We start from the raw sequence: 19,358 nt of genomic DNA, 5'->3' as shown, positions 1-19,358 counted from the left end.
TAAAAATTACTCTCCCTTCAAAACATTCGCCATTTGAATTTTTAGTGCGCGGCGGGTCGGTACGATTACCGCGATCAAGGCGACGAATAATGATAAAACAATAGTGATGGGAATTACCGGCAAGCGCATATCGATGTAGGCTTTAAACACGGTGAATCCTAAAATTTGCGCCAATAAATAGCCAAAAATTAAGCCCGCAATGATAGCTGCTGCAGCGATAATTAAAATTTCCGTACAGATTTGTTTAATAATATCCGATTGTTTTGCACCTAAGGCTTTTTGTAGGGCAAATTCTTTAGCGCGTTCGCCAACAATTGCGATTAAGGTGGTGTTCACGCAAAGTGTCGCCAACACTAAAATCACCAGTGAAATTAATCCCATCAAGCCTTTGATTTTATCCAAGATCTGTCCTTCAGAGGCCGATACTTTACGAATTGGGCGCGCAACCATATCGGGATATCGCTGCATGATTGTTTCGGCAAAACTATCCGCTTGGCCGGATTCGTTTTTTACGTTAAGTAAGCCATTATTGGCAAGCCCTTCTTTTTCCAACCAATTTTGTGCAAAATCAAGATTCACGATCAGCATGTTGTCGGTGGCGTCGCCGGCTTCTACAATGGCTTTAATGGTAAATTGATGTTTTTCTATCGAATTTTTGCTCAATTGCAATTTATCGCCGATTTTTAAGTGGAGGCGTTCCGCCAAGGTTTTGCCGATCATCGCATTGCGATCGTCAAAGTTCACATTAATTGGTGTGCCACTAATTTGCCAATAAGGCGCAAGAATACGCATATTTTCAAAGCGTACCCCCATGATGACGATTTTTTCCAATTCACTACGTGCAACACCATAAATATAAGGGCTGGCGGCACTGATTAAGCCGTGTGGGGCTTGTTGTAATATCTCATCAAAGCGATTGACCTCAATCATACCGCCAGTTGTCGAACCGATATAGAAATTGGCACCGAAAGTGCGCAATTCTTGGCTCATTTTTGTGTTGATATCAAAATACACGGCGGCCATCGCTGTCACGATACTTGCGCCCACAGCAAGCGCGGTGAAAATAATTGTTACGCGTTGTAAACGCAAGCGAAGCGCACGGAAAATTAAACGCCAGAACATCGTTTTATTAGCGGCCATACAGCACCTCCACCGGGTACAATTTGGCAATGCGGTGCGCTGGGAACCAAGTACCGATTAGCGCGATAAGGACGGATAATGCCAACACGCATGGAATGACAATCCAAGCAAAACTTAATGGCGCGCCGAATAATGTTGTACCAATAAATTTCGCCAATCCCCAGCCCGCAATACAACCAAAAGCGCCGCCGATAAACGCACTGAGAATCGCTTCGCAATAAAATAGTAATACAATTTGCCATTGATAAGCGCCAAGCGCTTTCATTAAGCCGATTTCTTTTGCTCGTTCGATAATAGAGGAGCTCATTAACGAAGCAATCCCCATTGCCGCTGCGATTAATGCCGCTATGGTCACGACGGCAAGCAATAATTGAATTTTACCGATTACGATACCTTCCGATGCCGCCACTTGCCAAATCGGGCGTACTACTGCGCCGGAAATCGCTTCTTCCAATTGGTGGGAAATGGAGGAAACGTAGGCTGTGCAGTACCAGCGATCGTATTCTTCCGCATCTAACGCATCGCTATTGATACGTGCTTTGCGGGAAAGCGTATTTTCCGGCACTGTCAGCGCGGACACTTTGACCGATTGTACTTTACCTTCCAAACCGAGTAAGGCTTGCGCCGCGCTTAACGGCATTACGATTAGGTTATCTTCTGCACCACCGGTGGTTAAAATACCTTGAATTTTGATTAAACGTTGATTGTTAATGTCGCCTTCTTGATAACGCAGATTTAAGCGATCGCCGATTTTCCAACCTTTATGTTTGGCAAGTTGGGCGCCTACGAGTACGGGAATTTGTTCGCCGAAATTATCCTCTGTGTCATTCACCCATTCGCCTTGTACTTGCCAATAGGGGCTAATAATACGCTGTCCGGTGTGATAGTCATCTTCATCCGGTACGGCGATGTGATGATCGAAAAAGGTGCCGAGAATACTGATGTTTTCGCTCGCAGTGGCAGCAGAATGAGCGTCAGATATTGGCAACGCTTTTTCAGCTTGTACCTTTTTAGCTTGAACCGTAGCCGTCAGTTGTGGGGCGAAGCCAACAATATTATTGCGCCAGAAAATATCTTTAATCGCCGGCAGTTCTTTTTCATCAATAAAATCTTGGCTTGCCAATGCGGTGCCGGTATTGAACTCCTCCGAGAGCACCGCATTGCCGGCCGGTTCGATTAAAATATTCGCACCGTAAGATTTTAGCTCTTTCGCCATTTTGTCGCCGATGTCGATAGATACCGCAAGCAGCGCAGAAACTAAGCAGGCCGCCAAGAAAATGGTGATTATCGCCAATAATTTGCGTTTAATGCCGAATCGCCAAGATTGAAATAACATTCTTGCTAACATCGTTATTCCCCTTGTTTTTTCAGGTTACCCAGGTATTTTTCCGGATTATCGCGGAACAGCTCAAGATTTTCCTCATTTTCAAAGAAATAAGTGTGATTTTCATAGCTGTATTTGTGCTCGGTTTCGGTGTTTTTAAGCTTTGCGCCACTAATCGGATCTTGCACGTTGATTTCCACGATGGTGCTAAATAAATTCAGTCCATCCTCCAAAGAGGCACGATTAATTACGACGTCATTTTCCGTTTGTTGCCAATTTTCTATGGGCACCGGATTACAACCGCCTGGTTTGCCAATGGATGGGATAAACATATGTACGCCACAGCCCACGCAGACCACTTGGTTGTCTTGCATCACATAACCTTGATCTCCGCACAATAAGCAGGCATCAAATACCGCTGCGAGACTGATTTTCGCCGGTTGGCGGTTAATTATGAAAAAACGTACCGCTTTTCCGTCATCGGCAATCCAGACAAAACGATGCAGTTTACCGTCTTTTACTTGCTCAATAGGAATATGTACGTTTTGCTCTTCATCTAACGTAACCGGCTGCGCTTCAGAAAGTTGAGGCGGACGCGAGGCGATTTTTTCCCAGTAGAGTTGATTTGTCGCAATAATTACCGCAGCAAGCGCGCCCCAACGGATGAGGCGACGAGAAATTAGTGCAGCTGCTAATTTTTGACGTTTTTCAATTGGATTTCCCGCTTGTGCCACGGCTTGTATGCGGGCGCGGTGAATGCTTCCGTAGAATAGCCCGATAAATAACAGAATTAATGCAACACAAATATAGTTTAAATAACCGGTGATTTCGCCGGATTTTGCTACGAAACTTAAGCGTGGTTTAGTGAGTTCGATGAGTTGCAATTTCATCAAACTAAGCATCAATTCACCGATGATTGGAATAATGAGGCAGACTAAAAGTAACGCGATGAGACTTTTAAATCGAGCGATGAATTTTTTGTGTGTTTTTTCGCTTTGCTGGAAGAGAAAATAAATCCAAGCACCGAGGGACCCGCAAAAAATAACGCCAAAAATAACAGCACTGGCGTGCAAAATAAAATCGGTGTTGATGACATCAATATTGGTGAACGTGCCAATATTTGGATCCTTCGCCCATAAATTGCCGGCGATAAGCATCAATAAAAATTGCCAGAAATAAGCGAGTTTGCGTGCATTAAAACATTGGCTGGTGGCGAATAGAATGAATGTCGCAAGCAAGAAAATTGTAAAACCGAGATTGAAAGTTTGTGTGCCAGGTGAATTCAGGCGTAAAGTAATACCGACAAAAAAGGCGAGTAACGAACCCCAAATTATGCCTTTTAGGTAAAGATCGCGAGATTTGGCCCATGCCGCACCGAGTAAAAGGCTGATGGGAAGCAGAGTTTGTAGTAGGAAGGTGAAGAAGTAATTCATAGATTAGTGTAAAGCTTGAAGTTAATAACTTCGCTCTCTCCGTTTACAGAGGGAGCTGTCGCGTAGCGACTGGGGGAGGGATTGTAACGATATTACAAAAATAACATTAGATTTAATCGCTTTTTTCCCTCCTTCCGCCTTCAGTACCTCCCTCTGTAAACAGAGGGAGGGAAGGAACAGAGATTATTTTATCCCCGTAAATTTAAATTCATAATTTACATCAAAAGGTTTCCACCAACGGCCAACGCCGGTTTCCTCGTCAGTATGGCGGTGCATACCGGCTTTTGATGGGGGATCGATGTGGTAAGTTAATTTGTAGTTACCCACACCCATCATTTTTACGTTTGCACCATAGTGTGGACCGTCACCGGCAACCATCGGCATGAAGGTGCCTTCTTGTTTTTCGCCGGTATCGGTATTCACTAAAGTATAGTTAATCGTAAGGTACGGCATCCATTCGCCGTCGCCGAAACCGTTTTTGTTACCTTTCACCGCGTGAATATCCGCTTCCAAGTGAATATCGGATTTGGCCGCCGGTAAACCCATGCCACGCGGTTCCATATCAATCGGTTTTAAATACACGGCAGCGATTTCCATTTCATTCATGGTTACGGCTTCACCGATCGGATATTCGGTAAAGGCGTTAGCGCTAGCGGCAAACAAACCTGCTGCAAGTGCGGTCGCGATAAGTGCTTTTTTCATATTTTTTCTCCTGAGATGAAGGTTAGGTTTATATCATGCAAGGACAAATTATATTTGTTCCTACGTTTAATTCACTTTTTTGCTTTGATATTTCATCACTGCTAAAGCAAGAACGGCAGCGATAATTAAAATACCTTGTGGCATAAGGGTTTCCACGTAAGGATAGATGCCCAACCACGTAATTTCAGGTACACCGTTTATCAGGGTTGGTTCAAATAACTTACCTTCGATCAATTCCAGTACGGATTTACCGGCGAATACGAACGCCATTACATACATAAAACTGCCTGTGAACATAAAAAACGGTTTGAGCGGCAATTTCACCACAGTGTAGCGCATGATGAAGTAACAGATGGCAAGTAATAATGCGCCGACCAAAAAGCCACCGAAAAGGTAGGTTAAACCGAGAGCACTTTTGGCATCGCCGGCTAGCGCATAGTAGAACAACACGGTTTCGGCGCCTTCACGATAGACTGCCAAGAAACTGGTGAACCACAAACCGGCGAGTGATCCTGCCGTCAATGCGGTGCTAATTTTGCCTTCCAAATAACGTTTCCAATTTTGCGCTTCCACTTTGGAAAGCAACCAGTAACTCATCATAAACAGCATAAATACAGCGATGATCATGGTGAAACCTTCCAACAGTTCACGGTTTTGTCCGGAATTTTCAAAGATAAGTTGAAAGAAAAATGCCGTCACTAGGCTGGCGAATAAGGCGACATAAACGGATTGGCGAATTACCGGCAATTTGTCTTGATGATTATTTTTTACTAAGTATGCCACAATCGCAGCAACGATCAGTAAAGCTTCCAAACCTTCGCGCAAAATAATCAGTAAACTATATAAGAACAACGACCAATCACTTTGTTCGCCACCTTGTAACATATCGACAGCTTGGTTTAATCTGTCGGATAAGCCTTTCGCTTGCTCTTGTAACTTATCTCCTTGTTCGGCTTTCATTAAGCTTACAAGACGGGTGAAATAGCCTTCCAATTCGGCTTTGAAATTGCTATCGCGCGAACCGATTTTGTTTTCCATACCACTGTTTTCGAATACGTCGAAATAAGTATCTTGTACGGCAAGAATTGCTTTTTTGTGTTCGCCTTTTTCATAAAGCATGATGGCTTGTTGAATATTTTGATTCACTTGTTTGGCGATGTTTTGCCAATCCTGTTCTGCTTGTTCGGTGGTTTGCGCCGCTTGCGTTGATTGACGGTTTTGTTCTTCGCGTGTGGTCGGTAAACTCGGTAGTTGCTCTTCAATATCTTGCAAAAGATTGGTACTTTGATAGGCAATTTCCGTCATTTGATCTGCTTGTTCGCTTAAACGTATCAAATTATAGAATTGTTGGTTGATCGCCGCGGATTGTTCGGAAGAACGATGAGTACGAATTGCCATTTCCATTTCGGAATTTTTATAGCCGTCATATTGCGCTTGTTGGAAGGCCTGTTTGGCTTTACTAAAATCCCCTTGCTGATAGGCTTCGATAGCTTGCGCCACGAGATCATCGATAGTTTTAAAGCTCTCTTGCCAGTAAGGCAGAATTTGATCGTTTTGATAAACGTCATGTTGCCCATCGGCATTTAATTGATGCCCTTCCGTTAACGAAGGAAGAACCTCTTGTAGCGCTTGTTTTAAGCCATCGATTTTTGCTTGGATTTCATTGAGAGGTTTACCTTCGCCAATCATTTTACGGATTTCACCGAAGGCGGCTTCCATTTGATAACTTTTTTGTGCGGAGAAATTAATTCGAATTGGTCCTTCTAAATTTTCAAACACTTCAAAATAAGCCATTTGCACTTCCGTACGGGCGTCATCAGGATTGTTTTGTCGGAGAAGGGCGGTAGTTTTATCCAATCGAGCGGTAATGTCTGCGACTCGTTCTTGGTAGTGATCTTGCGCTAAAGCAAGTTGTGAAAGGAAAAAAGTAAACAGCAACGCGCCATAACGAATTATACGCAACATTAAAAACTCCAAATGCGATTTGTTCTTATTTAGGTTGTTATTATGCTTGAGTGAGAAAAAATCTCAAGGCAGATTTTATGGTTTTGTGATATTGATCAAATTTTGTGAAAAAATGGCAACATGCAGGATATTTTTTAAAATGTTTTTAAAATAAAAAAAGGCACGGAAGAAATCCATGCCTTTGAGTTTTTTTGAACCGAGTTAGTTGAACATTGCGGAAATCGATTCTTCGTTGCTAATCCGACGAATAGCTTCCGCGAGCATAGAAGAAAGGGTGAGCTCTCTCACTTTGCCGAGGGCTTTCATTTCCGGTGAAAGCGGAATGGTATCGGTGACCACAATTTCGTCAATCGCATCGCTAGCGAGATTTTTCGCTGCGGCGCCGGAGAATACTGCGTGAGTAGCATAAGCAAATACGCGTTTCGCGCCGCGTTCCTTAAGGGCTTCGGCCGCTTTGCATAAAGTGCCGCCGGTGTCGATCATATCATCTACAAGAATACAATCGCGATCTGCCACATCGCCGATAATATGCATGACTTGTGCAACATTTGCGCGCGGACGACGTTTGTCGATAATCGCCATATCTGTGTCGTTTAACAATTTTGCAACAGCACGAGCGCGCACAACGCCACCGATATCCGGCGAAACAACGATTGGGTTTTCAAGGTCAGTTTTTTTCAAAATATCGCGAATTAACACCGGCGAACCGAACACGTTATCAACCGGTACATCAAAGAAACCTTGGATTTGTTCAGCGTGTAAATCGCAGGTTAATACACGGTCGATCCCTACAGTGGAAAGCATATCTGCCACGACTTTTGCAGTGATCGGCACCCGCGCTGAACGTACGCGACGGTCTTGGCGAGCGTACCCGAAATAAGGAATAACAGCAGTGATACGGCCGGCGGATGCACGACGTAATGCATCCACCATGACGATTAATTCCATTAGATTATCGTTGGTTGGTGCGCAAGTTGACTGGACAATAAATACATCTGCGCCGCGCACATTTTCGTTAATTTGAACTTGTATTTCACCGTCGCTGAAACGACCGACAGTCGCATCGCCTAGTGAAATATATAGACGTTCGGAGATGCGCTTTGCAAGTTCAGGAGTCGCATTACCCGCGAAGAGTTTAATATCTGGCATGTTGTGATAACCTCAGGTTAGATTGTAGATAAATTAGGGAGATAATATCGTTTCAGCATTTGGTGTAACGGAGAAACATTGAGTCCTTTCGCAACAAAACCGGATAATTCCGCCGGTTTTTGTTGAAAGCAGGCTTGTGCGTCGATTTCCCGATCAAATTCTGCGAACACGCAAGCGCCGGTTCCTGTTAATCTTGCCGGCGCATATTCTAGCAACCAGTTCAGGGCTTTTTCAACGCCCGCGTAATGATTTCGTACAACTTTTTCGCAATCGTTTTCGTATGGCGAATTAAGTAAAGTTTTTAGCGTGCGCTTTGGCGTATTTCGCACTAAATCGGGAGCGTTAAAAATTAGCGCAGTCGAAATAGAGCAGGCCGGTTTTAACACGACGAACCATTTTTCTTTCGGTTCGCAATAAGTGATTTTTTCGCCTACCCCTTCGGCAAATGCAGCATGACCGTGTACGAAAATCGGCACATCGGCACCTAGCATTAAGCCTATTTTGGCCAGTTCATGAACGGGCAAATTTGCTTTCCAAAGTACATTGAGCGCGACCAATGCGGTGCCCGCATTGGAGGAGCCACCACCTACACCGCCGCCCATAGGTAGGATTTTATCCAAATGAATATTTGCGCCTTGTTTGATTTGTGTGTTTTTCTGCAATAATTTAGCTGCGCGATAAATCAGATTATCTTCAGTTTTAAGTCCGGAAATTTCGGGTGTAATTAGAATTTGATCGTCTTGTTCGCGAATGTCAATTTCAAGCCAATCGCCGAAATCAAGGAATTGGAAAAGTGTTTGTAACTCGTGGTAACCGTTTGGTAATTTGCCGTTAATGTAAAGGAATAAATTGAGTTTTGCCGGGCTTGGAAAGCGGTTCGGTTGGTCAAGCTCGGGGGAGGAAAGCACGTGCGAAAATGAGTAAGTTTTCATTAAAATTCCCATTCGTCTACGCGAATTTTTAAGGTTTGAGAGGTATTTTGATTTTTCAGTAAAATATTTTCCGGCATAGCATTTTGCGCGTGATAACTTAAATAATCCGCTGTCCAGACGGAGCCGTCGAGCGGATAACTAAAAGCACCGAGAAAATGATTTTGACCCACTTGGTAATCCGAATGCGGTGCTGGTTGACCTTTCAACCAATAGGCCAAATGTTCCAGCGGTATATCCATGCCAATCATTTTTTGCAGCAATAATTTGGCATTACTCGCAGATTGTTGGTTGCCGTCGTGATCGGATACGGTCATGCCGTTTTGATGCATTTCAATTAATAAACTGGATTTGCTAATTAAAGAATAAAGTTTCAATCTGTAAGAGCGTGGGTTTTGATACTGCCATTCAAAGCGACTGGAAAAACGTTCTTGCGGACTGATGTAGCCGATTTGCCCTTTGGCATGATAAGCGCGGATTTTTTCTATTTTTTGCAGATGTTGAAGCCAAGTTGTATCGCTTTTATCAAGATATTGCACATCGTTAGGACGTTCGAGGTCTGATGTACAGGCACCAAGTATCGCTGTAGCGAAAAGTGCGGTGAAAAATTTTAACTGTTTCATGATAATGCTTCGACCAAAAAATTGCGCGTATTGTAAGGGGTTAAATTTATCGAGTAAAGCTTGTTCTAACAGGCTTGATATGTATTCTTGGCATCACTTATCGCTTTGCTTCGGCGACGGGTTAATTCGTTGTGAATGCCTTCTTTTTCAAATCCATCGGCGATCACTTGTTGTACATCCGTTTGATTTGCGACGTTAAGCAGGGCGTTAATGTAATCAATTTGCGGATATTCTTGATACTCAAAACCAGTTCTACCGCGCGTGTCTGCAAGGCAAACGAGTAAAAATTCTTGGAAGCGTTGCGGTTTTCGCCATACATCAAAACGGTTAAATAATTTTATTATGGTTTCTGCACGAAGTTCAAAGGCTTTGTGAATATGCGAGTGATATTCGCAAGCCAATTCCGCCAGCGCCTGATAATAATTTGGCACACGGAACCGCTTGCAAAGTTCGCGTGTTGGTTTAATGCCCGCTTGTTCGTGCCCGTAATGATGCGGCAAAATCTCTTCTGGCGTGAGTGCTTTACCGAGGTCATGACAAATCGCCGCAAAACACACTGCGCCTTTATTTATTTCCGGCTTGTCTTGCGTGAGTTTTACCGCTTGCTGCAGCACCAACATGGTATGTATAAAGCTATCGATTTCGGGATGATGTTGCGGCGGATTTGGCACGCCATAAAGCGCATTTAATTCAGGAAAAAGCACCTTTAATGCACCAATTTGGCGAAGCGTTTCAAAGTAAATTTCAGGATTTTTTTCGTTAAGTGCTTTTTCTGTTTCCAACCAAACGCGCTCGGCGGTTAAATACGAAAGTTCGCCGCTTTTGGTAAGCGTTTTCATCAGCGTTAAGGTTTCCGGCGCAATGGTGAAACCTAAGTGATGAAAACGTGCGGCAAAACGGGCGACGCGCAACACGCGTAGCGGATCTTCGGCAAATGCGGGGGAGACATGGCGTAGAATGCGGTGCGCTAAGTCAGTCTTACCATGATAGGGATCGTGCAGTCGGCCTTGCATGTCTAACGCCATCGCATTGATGGTGAGATCGCGGCGAATCAGATCTTGTTGCAGCGTAATTTCCGCTGAAAAATCACAAATAAAACCGGTATAACCGCAGCCGGATTTGCGCTCGGTTCGTGCAAGCGCATATTCTTCTTTAGTTTTAGGATTTAAGAAAACAGGGAAATCTTTGCCGACTTGTTGGTAGCCTTGCGACAGTAGCATTTCAGGCGTAGCGCCGACGACGACCCAGTCACGATCTTTAATTGGTAAGCCTAATAACTGATCGCGCACCGCACCGCCTACTAAATAGATTTCCATCGTTTTTCCTTAAAAAACAAGTGTCAAATTAATACTCAATATGATGCATGATTATGCCCAATCATCACGACGTTTACGTCTCGGTAGAATATGCGGAATAATTAAGCCAAGTAACAAGCCGAAGCCCAATACGCAACCGCCATAAATAAACCATTGAACGGCGATTTCGCGTTTACCCGCATCTAGCACGGCTTCTAAATCACGATTTTTATTTTTGGTGATTTCAAGCTCGCGTTTTAGCTGAGCATTTTGTTCCAACAACTCGTTGCTTTGTTGCTCAGATTGTTTGGTGCGGCGTTGCATTTCTACGGTACGTTGTTGCCAATCGCTGTCTAAGTGATTGAGTTTTAAGGTCAATTCTTGAATTTGCGCCTTTAACTGCGGGTTTTCTAATTTGCTGCTTGGCGTTTTACTTAATTCAGCAGTTAGGATCCAAGCTTCACGGTTTTTGCCGTCGCGAATCAGGCTGTATTTGCCTTGTTGCTCCAACACATTGACTTGTTCACCGGATTGAATCATACCGGCAATTTTGAATTGCTCGCCCGCACCGCGACGAAGATAAGTGTTAAGATTTTCCGTGACATATTGCGTTTCGGCGTATGCGGAATTTAGCACCGCATTGAATAGCAGACCAGACAATAAAAGCTTCAGTTTTGACATGATTCTCCCTTACATAAAATGCTGAAAAATTCATCCTCTAATAGGATATTTATCGGATGAAAAAAGTGCGGATTAACCGCACTTTTTTTATTTTATTGGTGAAAGACTGCCCGTAACGTATAGAAAATGACGGTCGCAAAGAATGCGCCGGCAGGCAATGTAACCACCCATGAACTGATGATATTACGAATAACCGTAAGATTTAACGCCGCGATACCGCGTGCAAAACCGATACCTAAAATTGCGCCTACCAGCGTTTGCGTGGTGGAAATCGGTAATCCGGTACCAGAGGCGACCACCACCGTCATCGCGGTGGCAAATTGTGCAGCGAAGCCACGGCTCGGGGTTAAATCGGTAATGCCGGAACCCACGGTCGCCATTACTTTTTGTCCCATGGTGATTAAACCGACCGCGATACCTAATGCGCCTAGCGGTAAGATCCACCAAGCAAGCGCGCCACCGGAAATGATTTTACCGCCTTCATTTACGATAGAAACCACCGCAGAAAGGGGGCCGATGGCGTTTGCCACATCATTGGAACCGTGCGCAAATGCCATTGCGCAGGCGGTTAATAACATTAAAATGCTGAAGATTTTTTCTACCGCACCGAAGGACCCTTTATTTACCGCTTGTGTGAAAGCTCGACTTTTAAAATAAAAATGGCAGAAGAGCATGCCGATAACACTGATTAGCAGGGAAATTATCAGCGTTTCGCTGTCAGACAGGTTTAATCCTACGTGTTTTAAGCCTTTTGTCATGGTTACGATACAAAGAACTAACACAGTGATTCCCATGTAATAAGGACCGAATTTTTGCGCATTTTTAAGTGGTTGATCCGTATCAAAAATGAGCTTTTGCGTGCTGGCAAAAATTGCGTAAGCGAGAAGACCGGCAATCACCGGTGTGATAAACCAGCTACCGACGATACTGCCGATATTCGACCAATCGACGGAACCCGGTCCGAGTGTAATGCAGGCAAAACCAATAATTGCGCCGATAATAGTGTGCGTACCGGAAACCGGCCAGCCCATTTTTGTGGCGATAAATAACCAAGCACCGGAAGCGAACAGTGCAGAAAGCATACCGAGCGCTAAAATATCCGGCGTATCTGTAAATTGCATCGGATCGATCACGCCGCTTTTAATGGTTTCCGTTACCTCGCCGCCGGCAAGATATGCACCGGCAGATTCAAAAATTAATGCGATAATAATTGCTTGTTTTGCTGTAATCGTGCCGGAACCGACCGAGGTCCCCATTGAGTTTGAAACATCGTTGGCGCCTATTCCGAACGCCATAAAAAAACCGAAAACGGCGGTAATCAATACCAGCCATGTTCCATATTGATGAATAACTTCCATAGTGAATTTCCTATGTTGATATTTTTATTATGAACGCGCCAGCATTAATTCGATGCGTGAGCCGACGCGTTGAGCTTGGTCGGCAAGCACACCGACCCATTCGATAATTTTATATAAAAACATGACATCAATCGGATTGTAGCGACTTTCGATGGTATAAAGCATTTTGCGTAATTTAATTTGCATTTGATCAGTATCGTCTTCAATGCTATCGAGTTCTTGAATCATATTGTTGACTAAATTTAACTCTCTTCCCTTAAAACCGGTTTCCAGCAATTTGTCCATTTCCTCAATCACCAAATGCGCTTGATGAATGGAATCCAAGCTACGTTTCACATAGTGCAAAAATTCTTCCTGCATTTCTTCAGGAATGCCGAATTGGCGCCCGATCATACGTCCGGCAATGTCTTTTGCATAATTGGCGAGCTTATCTTGTTGTGTCACCAATTCTAATAAATCGGTACGATCGATAGGTAAGAACAAACCCCGAGGCAATTTCAAACGAATTTCACGTTTCAGAGTATCCGCTTCACGTTCGCGCTGGGAAATTTCCAAGCGGGTATTTTCCGCATTTTCCCAATCCTTTAAGAAGGTTTTTTCGAAAAAAGGAATTAAAAGATCGCAACATTCGGTCACTTTATCGGAATGTTTTTGCAAAGGTTTTAAAGGCGAATGGGCAAATAATCCGAGAATATTATTCATTGCCATAAGTGATTGACTCCATAAAAGGGGTAAAAAAATTCGTGCGCATATTACTTGATTTCAGCGCAAATTACACGAAAAAGATCTTGATTTATTTACACTTACTTGTATATTTAAACAGTTAAATTCAGTGGGATTCACTATTATGAATAATGAAATCGAACTTAAACTTGCGGTATCTTCAGCCTCATTCTCTCTTTTAGAACGACACCTACAACAATTCACTCCGCTAGAACACGGAAGCATTTTTCTCGGTAACACTTATTACGATTATTCCGATCATTTTCTTGCCAAACAAAAAATGGGCTTGCGCATTCGCCAAGAAGAGCAAACATTTACGTTGACCTTAAAAACCGATGGAACAGTCGCGGGCGGATTGCATAATCGTCCGGAATATAACTTATCGCTTATCGCTAAAGAAACTCCGACTAACGAACAATTACGTACATTATATCCTTTTGAACAATTACCGAATGAGCCGTTGCAAATCGTTTTTTCGACGGATTTTAAGCGCACTTTTTGGTTGATTCCGTTCCGTCATTCGCATATCGAAGTGGCCTTTGACCAAGGCAAAATCATAGCAGGCGAACGTGAAGAGCCGATTTGCGAAATCGAATTTGAATTGAAAAAAGGCCAGGTCAAAGATCTTTTCGATTTTGTCGAAACCTTGCCTTTTACGCAAAATATTTATTTCAGCAGCGCCAGCAAAGCCAAGCGCGGTTATCGATTAGCTCTACCTTTTTCCGTCACGGATTGGCTCAATAAATGGCGTGATTTTTTACAAGCACAACGCGAAGCAAATGCGATGACTTTCCCTACACCCTCCAATGCGGTGCTCGATCCGATGTCCGATGCGGGTTTCAATGCGGTGTCGGATTCGAGGTTCAATGCGGTGCTCACCATGGAGCAAACTTTGGTAGAGGAAACGCTGGCTGTTCCGATTGCGTTTTTCAGTCAAGATTTTATGAAAACCGTCGAACGCGTGGGTGCGTTTTTCAATCTTTATCATTATTACGATGAAAACCCAAGAATAATTGAAGCGATGGCCAAGTCCAAAGACGTCACCGATTGGACCGATATTCTGAAAAGCAATCAATATTTTCTAAGTGAGATTCAGAGCCTGATTCGTTTTCACAGCGAATGCAAGGACAACGTTAAAACACTCGAAAAATTAACGATGCTTCTGCAAAGTCGAACCTATTTTGATCGAATGATTCGACTGATGCGATTGGCGGTATAGCTTTTATTTTTTATTAAACAATCGGAAACAAAGAATAAATAAAGGAATAAAAAATGGCAAAAGCCCCGAAGACGGCTTATGTATGTAATGATTGCGGTGCGGAATTTTCCCGCTGGCAAGGGCAGTGTTCTGCTTGTAAGGCTTGGAATACTATCAGCGAAGTGCGTTTAATTTCCGCGTCCAAACCGAAAAATGACCGTTTCAACGGTTACGCCGGTGAAACTCAAGCGAAAATTCAAACTCTTTCTGAGATCAGTTTGCAGCAAACGCCCCGATTTAGCAGCGGATTTAATGAGCTAGATCGCGTACTGGGAGGCGGTATCGTGCCGGGCAGTGCGATTTTGATTGGTGGTCATCCCGGTGCGGGTAAAAGTACGCTGTTACTGCAAGTAATGTGCGGTTTGGCAAAAAATATGACGGCACTTTATGTAACCGGCGAGGAATCTTTACAACAAGTGGCGATGCGTGCCAATCGCTTAGGACTACCGAACGATAAGTTAAATATACTGTCGGAAACCTCCGTCGAGCAAATTTGTAACCTTGCTGATCAACTTAAACCGCAAATTATCGTTATCGATTCCATTCAAGTGATGCATTTGGCGGATATTCAGTCTTCGCCGGGCAGCGTAGCACAAGTGCGCGAATGCGCGTCATTTTTAACGCGCTACGCGAAAACGCGCCAAGCGGCAATTATTATGGTCGGTCATGTCACGAAAGACGGTACTCTTGCCGGCCCGAAAGTATTAGAACACGTTATTGATTGTTCGTTGCTTTTAGAAGGTGAGGCAGACTCGCGTTATCGTACCTTGCGCAGCCACAAAAACCGTTTCGGTGCGGTAAACGAATTGGGCGTATTCGGTATGACGGAACAGGGCTTGCGCGAAGTGAAAAATCCGTCGGCGATTTTTTTAAGTCGCGGCGATGAAATGACATCCGGTAGCTCTGTGATGGTGTTGTGGGAAGGAACACGTCCGCTGTTGGTGGAAATTCAAGCATTGGCGGATCATTCCATGTTGGCTAATCCGCGCCGTGTTGCAGTGGGTTTGGAACAAAATCGCTTAGCGTTATTACTTGCTGTATTGCATCGCCACGGCGGTTTGCAAATGGCGGATCAAGATGTCTTTGTGAATGTGGTGGGCGGTGTGAAAGTAAGTGAAACCGGCGCCGATCTCGCCTTATTATTAGCGTTAATTTCCAGTTTCCGCAACCAGCCGTTACCGCAAGATTTAGTGATTTTTGGTGAGGTAGGGCTTGCCGGCGAGATTCGTCCGGTACCAAGCGGACAAGAACGTATCAGTGAGGCGGCAAAACACGGCTTTAAACGAGCCATTGTTCCATTCGGTAATAAACCGAAAAATGCGTTGGAAAATATGCAAGTATTCACAGTGAAAAAATTGTCGGATGCACTTGCTGTGCTGGATAATCTTTAGAAATATATTGGCATACTGAAACTTCCGGCAAAATTCGCTAAAATAGCGCGCACCGCAAATAGATTAACGAATAGAAATGGAAAAAAAGTTAAGCAAAGCATTGGATGCGATTGACATTAAAATTCTCAATGAATTGCAACGCAATGGCAAAATCTCAAATATTGATCTTTCTAAAAAGGTTGGGCTTTCGCCGACACCTTGTTTAGAACGCGTAAAACGCTTGGAAAAGCAAGGCGTAATTACCGGTTACCGGGCGTTATTGAATCCCGAGTTACTGGATGCGCCTTTATTGGTTATCGTAGAAATTACTTTAGTGCGTGGTAAACCTGATGTATTTGAAGAATTTAATGCGGCGATTCAAGCATTAGATGAAATTCAAGAATGTCATTTGGTTTCGGGCGATTTTGATTATTTACTAAAAACCCGCGTAGCGGATATGGCAGCATACCGCAAGTTACTCGGCACGACCTTGTTACGTTTGCCGGGGGTGAACGATACGCGAACTTATGTGGTGATGGAAGAGGTGAAACAAACCAATTACCTCGTTTTAAAATAAAGATGATTAAACAAATTACAGAACGTTTTACGCCGAAGCAGTATCTCGGTGAATTTATTTTTGCTTTAACTGCACTTTTCGGGCTCTATTTGATTGTTGCCTGGTCAAGTTATACGCCTTTAGATAATTCTTGGTCTACCGCCAGTTATCAAACGGAAGTCGTCAATAAAGCCGGTGCGTTCGGCGCCTGGTTAATGGACGCTTTTTTGGTATTTTTCGGTTATGTGGGCAACGTATTTCCATTTTTATTTTTCTTTGTACCGATCTTCTTACTGAAAACCAAAGCGGTTCGCGCTTTATCCGTAACCAAAATTCTTTTGCGTAGTTTCGGTTTCATTATGCTACTCGTCGGCTTAACGACGATGGCAACATTACTGCTTTCCAATACGAATTACTATTTATCTGGCGGCGTATTGGGTGGAAGCCTAGTGGTTTCTTTTTATCCGACTTTAGGCAAATTAGGCTGTATTCTCGCCGGATTAGCGTTCTCGGTAATCGGTTTTATTTTTTGTTCCGGCACTTTTCTAATTCGCCTTATCGTGCGTTTCTATCGTTGGCTCACGATGAAAAATGATGAAGGTGAAAGTGTCGGCGAGCAAGGCAAAGAATCTGCGGATGAATTGGAACAAATCGTAATTCATAAGCCGGAAACGCTTGTCGTGAATAAAGATGAAGCGGAGGCGGTCTCTCTTCAAGAAGATGAAATTCTCGCAAAGGAAAATGGAAATGTGATCGAGCCGTTGTCTTCGGAAAAAGAGATCAATATCAGCGGATTGTCGAATGAAAGAGATATTTCACCAAATGCTTTGAAGAACTTGCCTGATTTTGATGAAAATTTTGCGGATTTTAAACGGGAAAACTTGGACGAATTGCCTAAAGTCAGTATTTCCGAGGGGGGGGCGTTATCGGCCCGGCAAAATTTTGCTTCGAGTCAAGAAAATATTTATTCGCCGATTCAAGTCGAAGAAAAAACAAATCTACTGGATTCTTTGCAAGAACCTGCAATGCCGAGGGTTTCTTTGGCATCGGCGACATCACAAAATAGCACCGCATTGGAAAGCAGAATGGCCGCATCGGAAGAAGAGAGCGCAGATGATGAACTGGCTCGCCAATTTGCCGCCCAGGAGCGACAACGTTTAACGGAGATGGAACAACGGGCGAAAGCGTTAAATGCGGAAGAAGCGTTAAAGGTGGTTTTATCGGAACCGCAAGTGCCCGAGAGCACCGCATTGGAGGCAGACAGCACGCCTAACTATAAATCCTACGGCGATTCGTTAGTACATCCAGCGTTCCAACAACCGACCGCCAAACGCGAAAAACCAAGTACGCCATTGCCAAGTTTGGATCTTTTGGAACGTCGCCCTGCCCAATCGCAAGATATTACGCGTGAAGAAATTATGGACACGTCGCGCCGCATCGAACAGCAATTGCGTAATTTTAATATAAAAGCAACGGTGCAAGATGTACTTGTCGGTCCGGTTGTCACGCGTTATGAACTGGAATTACAACCGGGTGTGAAGGCATCGAAAGTGACCGGTATTGATACGGATTTAGCGCGCGCATTGATGTTTCGTTCGATTCGTGTGGCTGAAGTGATTCCGGGTAAACCTTATATCGGTATTGAAACGCCGAACGCGCATCGTCAAATCGTGCCGTTACGCGATGTATTGGATAGCGCGGAATTTCACAACGCCAAGGCTTTATTGCCAATGGCATTAGGAAAAGATATTAGCGGTAAACCGGTGGTGGTCGATTTGGCCAAAATGCCACACTTATTGGTGGCAGGGGCGACTGGCTCCGGTAAATCCGTGGGCGTAAATACGATGATTTTGAGCTTGTTGTTCCGCGTGCAACCGGAAGACGTGAAATTCATTATGATTGACCCTAAAGTGGTGGAACTTTCCGTGTATAACGATATTCCGCACTTGCTTACGCCGGTGGTTACTGATATGAAGAAAGCGGCAAATGCGCTTCGTTGGTGTGTGGATGAGATGGAGCGTCGCTATCGATTACTTTCTGCTTTGCGCGTGCGTAATATCGAGGGCTTTAACGAAAAAATCGACGAATATGAAGCCATGGGGATGCCAATTCCAAATCCGATTTGGAAACCTGGTGATACTATCGATCAAATGCCGCCGGCATTGAAAAAACTCAGTTATATTGTGGTAATCGTTGATGAGTTTGCCGATTTGATGATGGTGGCAGGAAAACAAATTGAAGAGTTGATTGCACGCCTTGCGCAAAAAGCCCGCGCTATCGGTATTCATTTGATCTTGGCCACCCAGCGTCCGTCCGTGGATGTGATCACCGGTTTAATTAAAGCCAATGTGCCAAGCAGGATCGCCTTTACCGTAGCAAGTAAAATCGACTCGCGTACTATTTTGGATCAAGGTGGTGCGGAAGCTCTACTTGGTCGTGGTGATATGTTGTACTCGGGCCAAGGTTCATCAGATCTCGTGCGTGTCCACGGTGCCTTTATGAGCGATGATGAAGTGGTGCGTATTGCTGATGATTGGCGTGCACGCGGTAAACCGGATTATATCGACGGCATTTTAGATGGCACTGATGATGAGGAAAATACTGAAAAAACGGCCGCTATCGGCGGTGAGTTGGATCCGCTGTTTGATGAAGTGATGGAATTTGTATTAAACACGGGTACTACGTCGGTTTCCTCTATTCAACGTAAATTTAGCGTCGGTTTTAATCGTGCCGCTCGTATTATGGATCAAATGGAAGAGCAAGGTATTGTGAGCGCCATGCAAAACGGTAAACGAGAAATTTTGGCGCACCGTCCCGATTATTAATTTCAATTCGACTTAAAAAGGAAAGTA

General features: G+C 44.0%; 16 protein-coding genes. 4 read left to right on the top strand and 12 right to left on the bottom strand.

Annotated elements, in window-relative coordinates:
- Window positions 1-6 precede the first annotated feature (6 nt).
- From ACO59Y_RS03415 to ACO59Y_RS03360, 12 genes are all read right to left on the bottom strand, one after another.
- Entirely contained in the window at window positions 7-1,140 is a 1,134-nt protein-coding gene (locus tag ACO59Y_RS03415; protein WP_486130648.1) for an ABC transporter permease, read from the bottom strand.
- A complete protein-coding gene (locus tag ACO59Y_RS03410; RefSeq protein WP_486130646.1) occupies window positions 1,130-2,488 on the bottom strand; it encodes an ABC transporter permease in 1,359 nt (452 codons plus the stop codon). The genes ACO59Y_RS03415 and ACO59Y_RS03410 overlap by 11 nt, the downstream gene beginning before the upstream one ends.
- A gap of 2 nt (window positions 2,489-2,490) precedes the next feature.
- Window positions 2,491-3,897 carry a Fe-S-containing protein gene (locus tag ACO59Y_RS03405; RefSeq protein ID WP_486130644.1) on the bottom strand — a complete coding sequence of 469 codons (1,407 nt, stop codon included), beginning with the start codon at window positions 3,895-3,897 and terminating at the stop codon, window positions 2,491-2,493.
- A 183-nt stretch (window positions 3,898-4,080) separates the two neighbouring features.
- Window positions 4,081-4,599, bottom strand: coding sequence for an iron transporter (locus ACO59Y_RS03400; RefSeq protein ID WP_373604173.1), 519 nt, complete (start codon window positions 4,597-4,599; stop codon window positions 4,081-4,083).
- A gap of 66 nt (window positions 4,600-4,665) precedes the next feature.
- Entirely contained in the window at window positions 4,666-6,564 is a 1,899-nt protein-coding gene (locus ACO59Y_RS03395; protein WP_486130641.1) for an FTR1 family iron permease, read from the bottom strand.
- Window positions 6,565-6,765: 201 nt separating this feature from the next.
- Complete coding sequence (locus ACO59Y_RS03390) at window positions 6,766-7,713, bottom strand: ribose-phosphate pyrophosphokinase (RefSeq protein ID WP_373604175.1); 948 nt, start codon at window positions 7,711-7,713, stop codon at window positions 6,766-6,768.
- A gap of 17 nt (window positions 7,714-7,730) precedes the next feature.
- Window positions 7,731-8,645 carry a 4-(cytidine 5'-diphospho)-2-C-methyl-D-erythritol kinase gene (gene ispE, locus ACO59Y_RS03385; RefSeq protein ID WP_486130639.1) on the bottom strand — a complete coding sequence of 305 codons (915 nt, stop codon included), beginning with the start codon at window positions 8,643-8,645 and terminating at the stop codon, window positions 7,731-7,733.
- Window positions 8,645-9,265 carry a lipoprotein insertase outer membrane protein LolB gene (gene lolB, locus ACO59Y_RS03380; RefSeq protein ID WP_373604177.1) on the bottom strand — a complete coding sequence of 207 codons (621 nt, stop codon included), beginning with the start codon at window positions 9,263-9,265 and terminating at the stop codon, window positions 8,645-8,647. The genes ispE and lolB overlap by 1 nt, the downstream gene beginning before the upstream one ends.
- Before the next feature lie 65 nt (window positions 9,266-9,330).
- Window positions 9,331-10,581, bottom strand: coding sequence for a multifunctional CCA addition/repair protein (locus tag ACO59Y_RS03375; RefSeq protein ID WP_486130637.1), 1,251 nt, complete (start codon window positions 10,579-10,581; stop codon window positions 9,331-9,333).
- Between the two features lie 51 nt (window positions 10,582-10,632).
- The gene (locus ACO59Y_RS03370) at window positions 10,633-11,241 is read right to left on the bottom strand and encodes a TIGR04211 family SH3 domain-containing protein (protein WP_373604179.1); all 609 of its coding nucleotides are present in this window, start codon (window positions 11,239-11,241) and stop codon (window positions 10,633-10,635) included.
- 92 nt (window positions 11,242-11,333) lie between these two features.
- Window positions 11,334-12,599: an inorganic phosphate transporter gene (locus ACO59Y_RS03365; protein ID WP_486130635.1), complete on the bottom strand. Its 1,266-nt coding sequence runs from the start codon at window positions 12,597-12,599 to the stop codon at window positions 11,334-11,336.
- 27 nt (window positions 12,600-12,626) lie between these two features.
- Window positions 12,627-13,307 (bottom strand): TIGR00153 family protein, encoded by a 681-nt coding sequence (locus ACO59Y_RS03360; protein ID WP_373604181.1) that lies wholly within the window; start codon window positions 13,305-13,307, stop codon window positions 12,627-12,629.
- Between the two features lie 139 nt (window positions 13,308-13,446).
- Between ACO59Y_RS03360 and ACO59Y_RS03355 the strand changes: the two genes are divergently transcribed.
- From ACO59Y_RS03355 to ACO59Y_RS03340, 4 genes are all read left to right on the top strand, one after another.
- Window positions 13,447-14,541: a CYTH domain-containing protein gene (locus ACO59Y_RS03355; protein ID WP_486130632.1), complete on the top strand. Its 1,095-nt coding sequence runs from the start codon at window positions 13,447-13,449 to the stop codon at window positions 14,539-14,541.
- Window positions 14,542-14,594: 53 nt separating this feature from the next.
- Complete coding sequence (gene radA / locus ACO59Y_RS03350; protein ID WP_486130630.1) at window positions 14,595-15,971, top strand: DNA repair protein RadA; 1,377 nt, start codon at window positions 14,595-14,597, stop codon at window positions 15,969-15,971.
- A 76-nt stretch (window positions 15,972-16,047) separates the two neighbouring features.
- On the top strand, window positions 16,048-16,527 hold the full coding sequence (gene lrp / locus ACO59Y_RS03345; RefSeq protein WP_373604184.1) for a leucine-responsive transcriptional regulator Lrp: 480 nt from the start codon (window positions 16,048-16,050) through the stop codon (window positions 16,525-16,527).
- A gap of 2 nt (window positions 16,528-16,529) precedes the next feature.
- Entirely contained in the window at window positions 16,530-19,331 is a 2,802-nt protein-coding gene (locus ACO59Y_RS03340) for a DNA translocase FtsK (RefSeq protein ID WP_486130628.1), read from the top strand.
- The last annotated feature ends 27 nt before the right edge of the window (window positions 19,332-19,358 follow it).

Source organism: Rodentibacter sp. (assembly GCF_057314195.1).
Note: the sequence above shows the minus strand (reverse complement) of the source record. Positions and strands in the feature narration are given on the sequence as shown.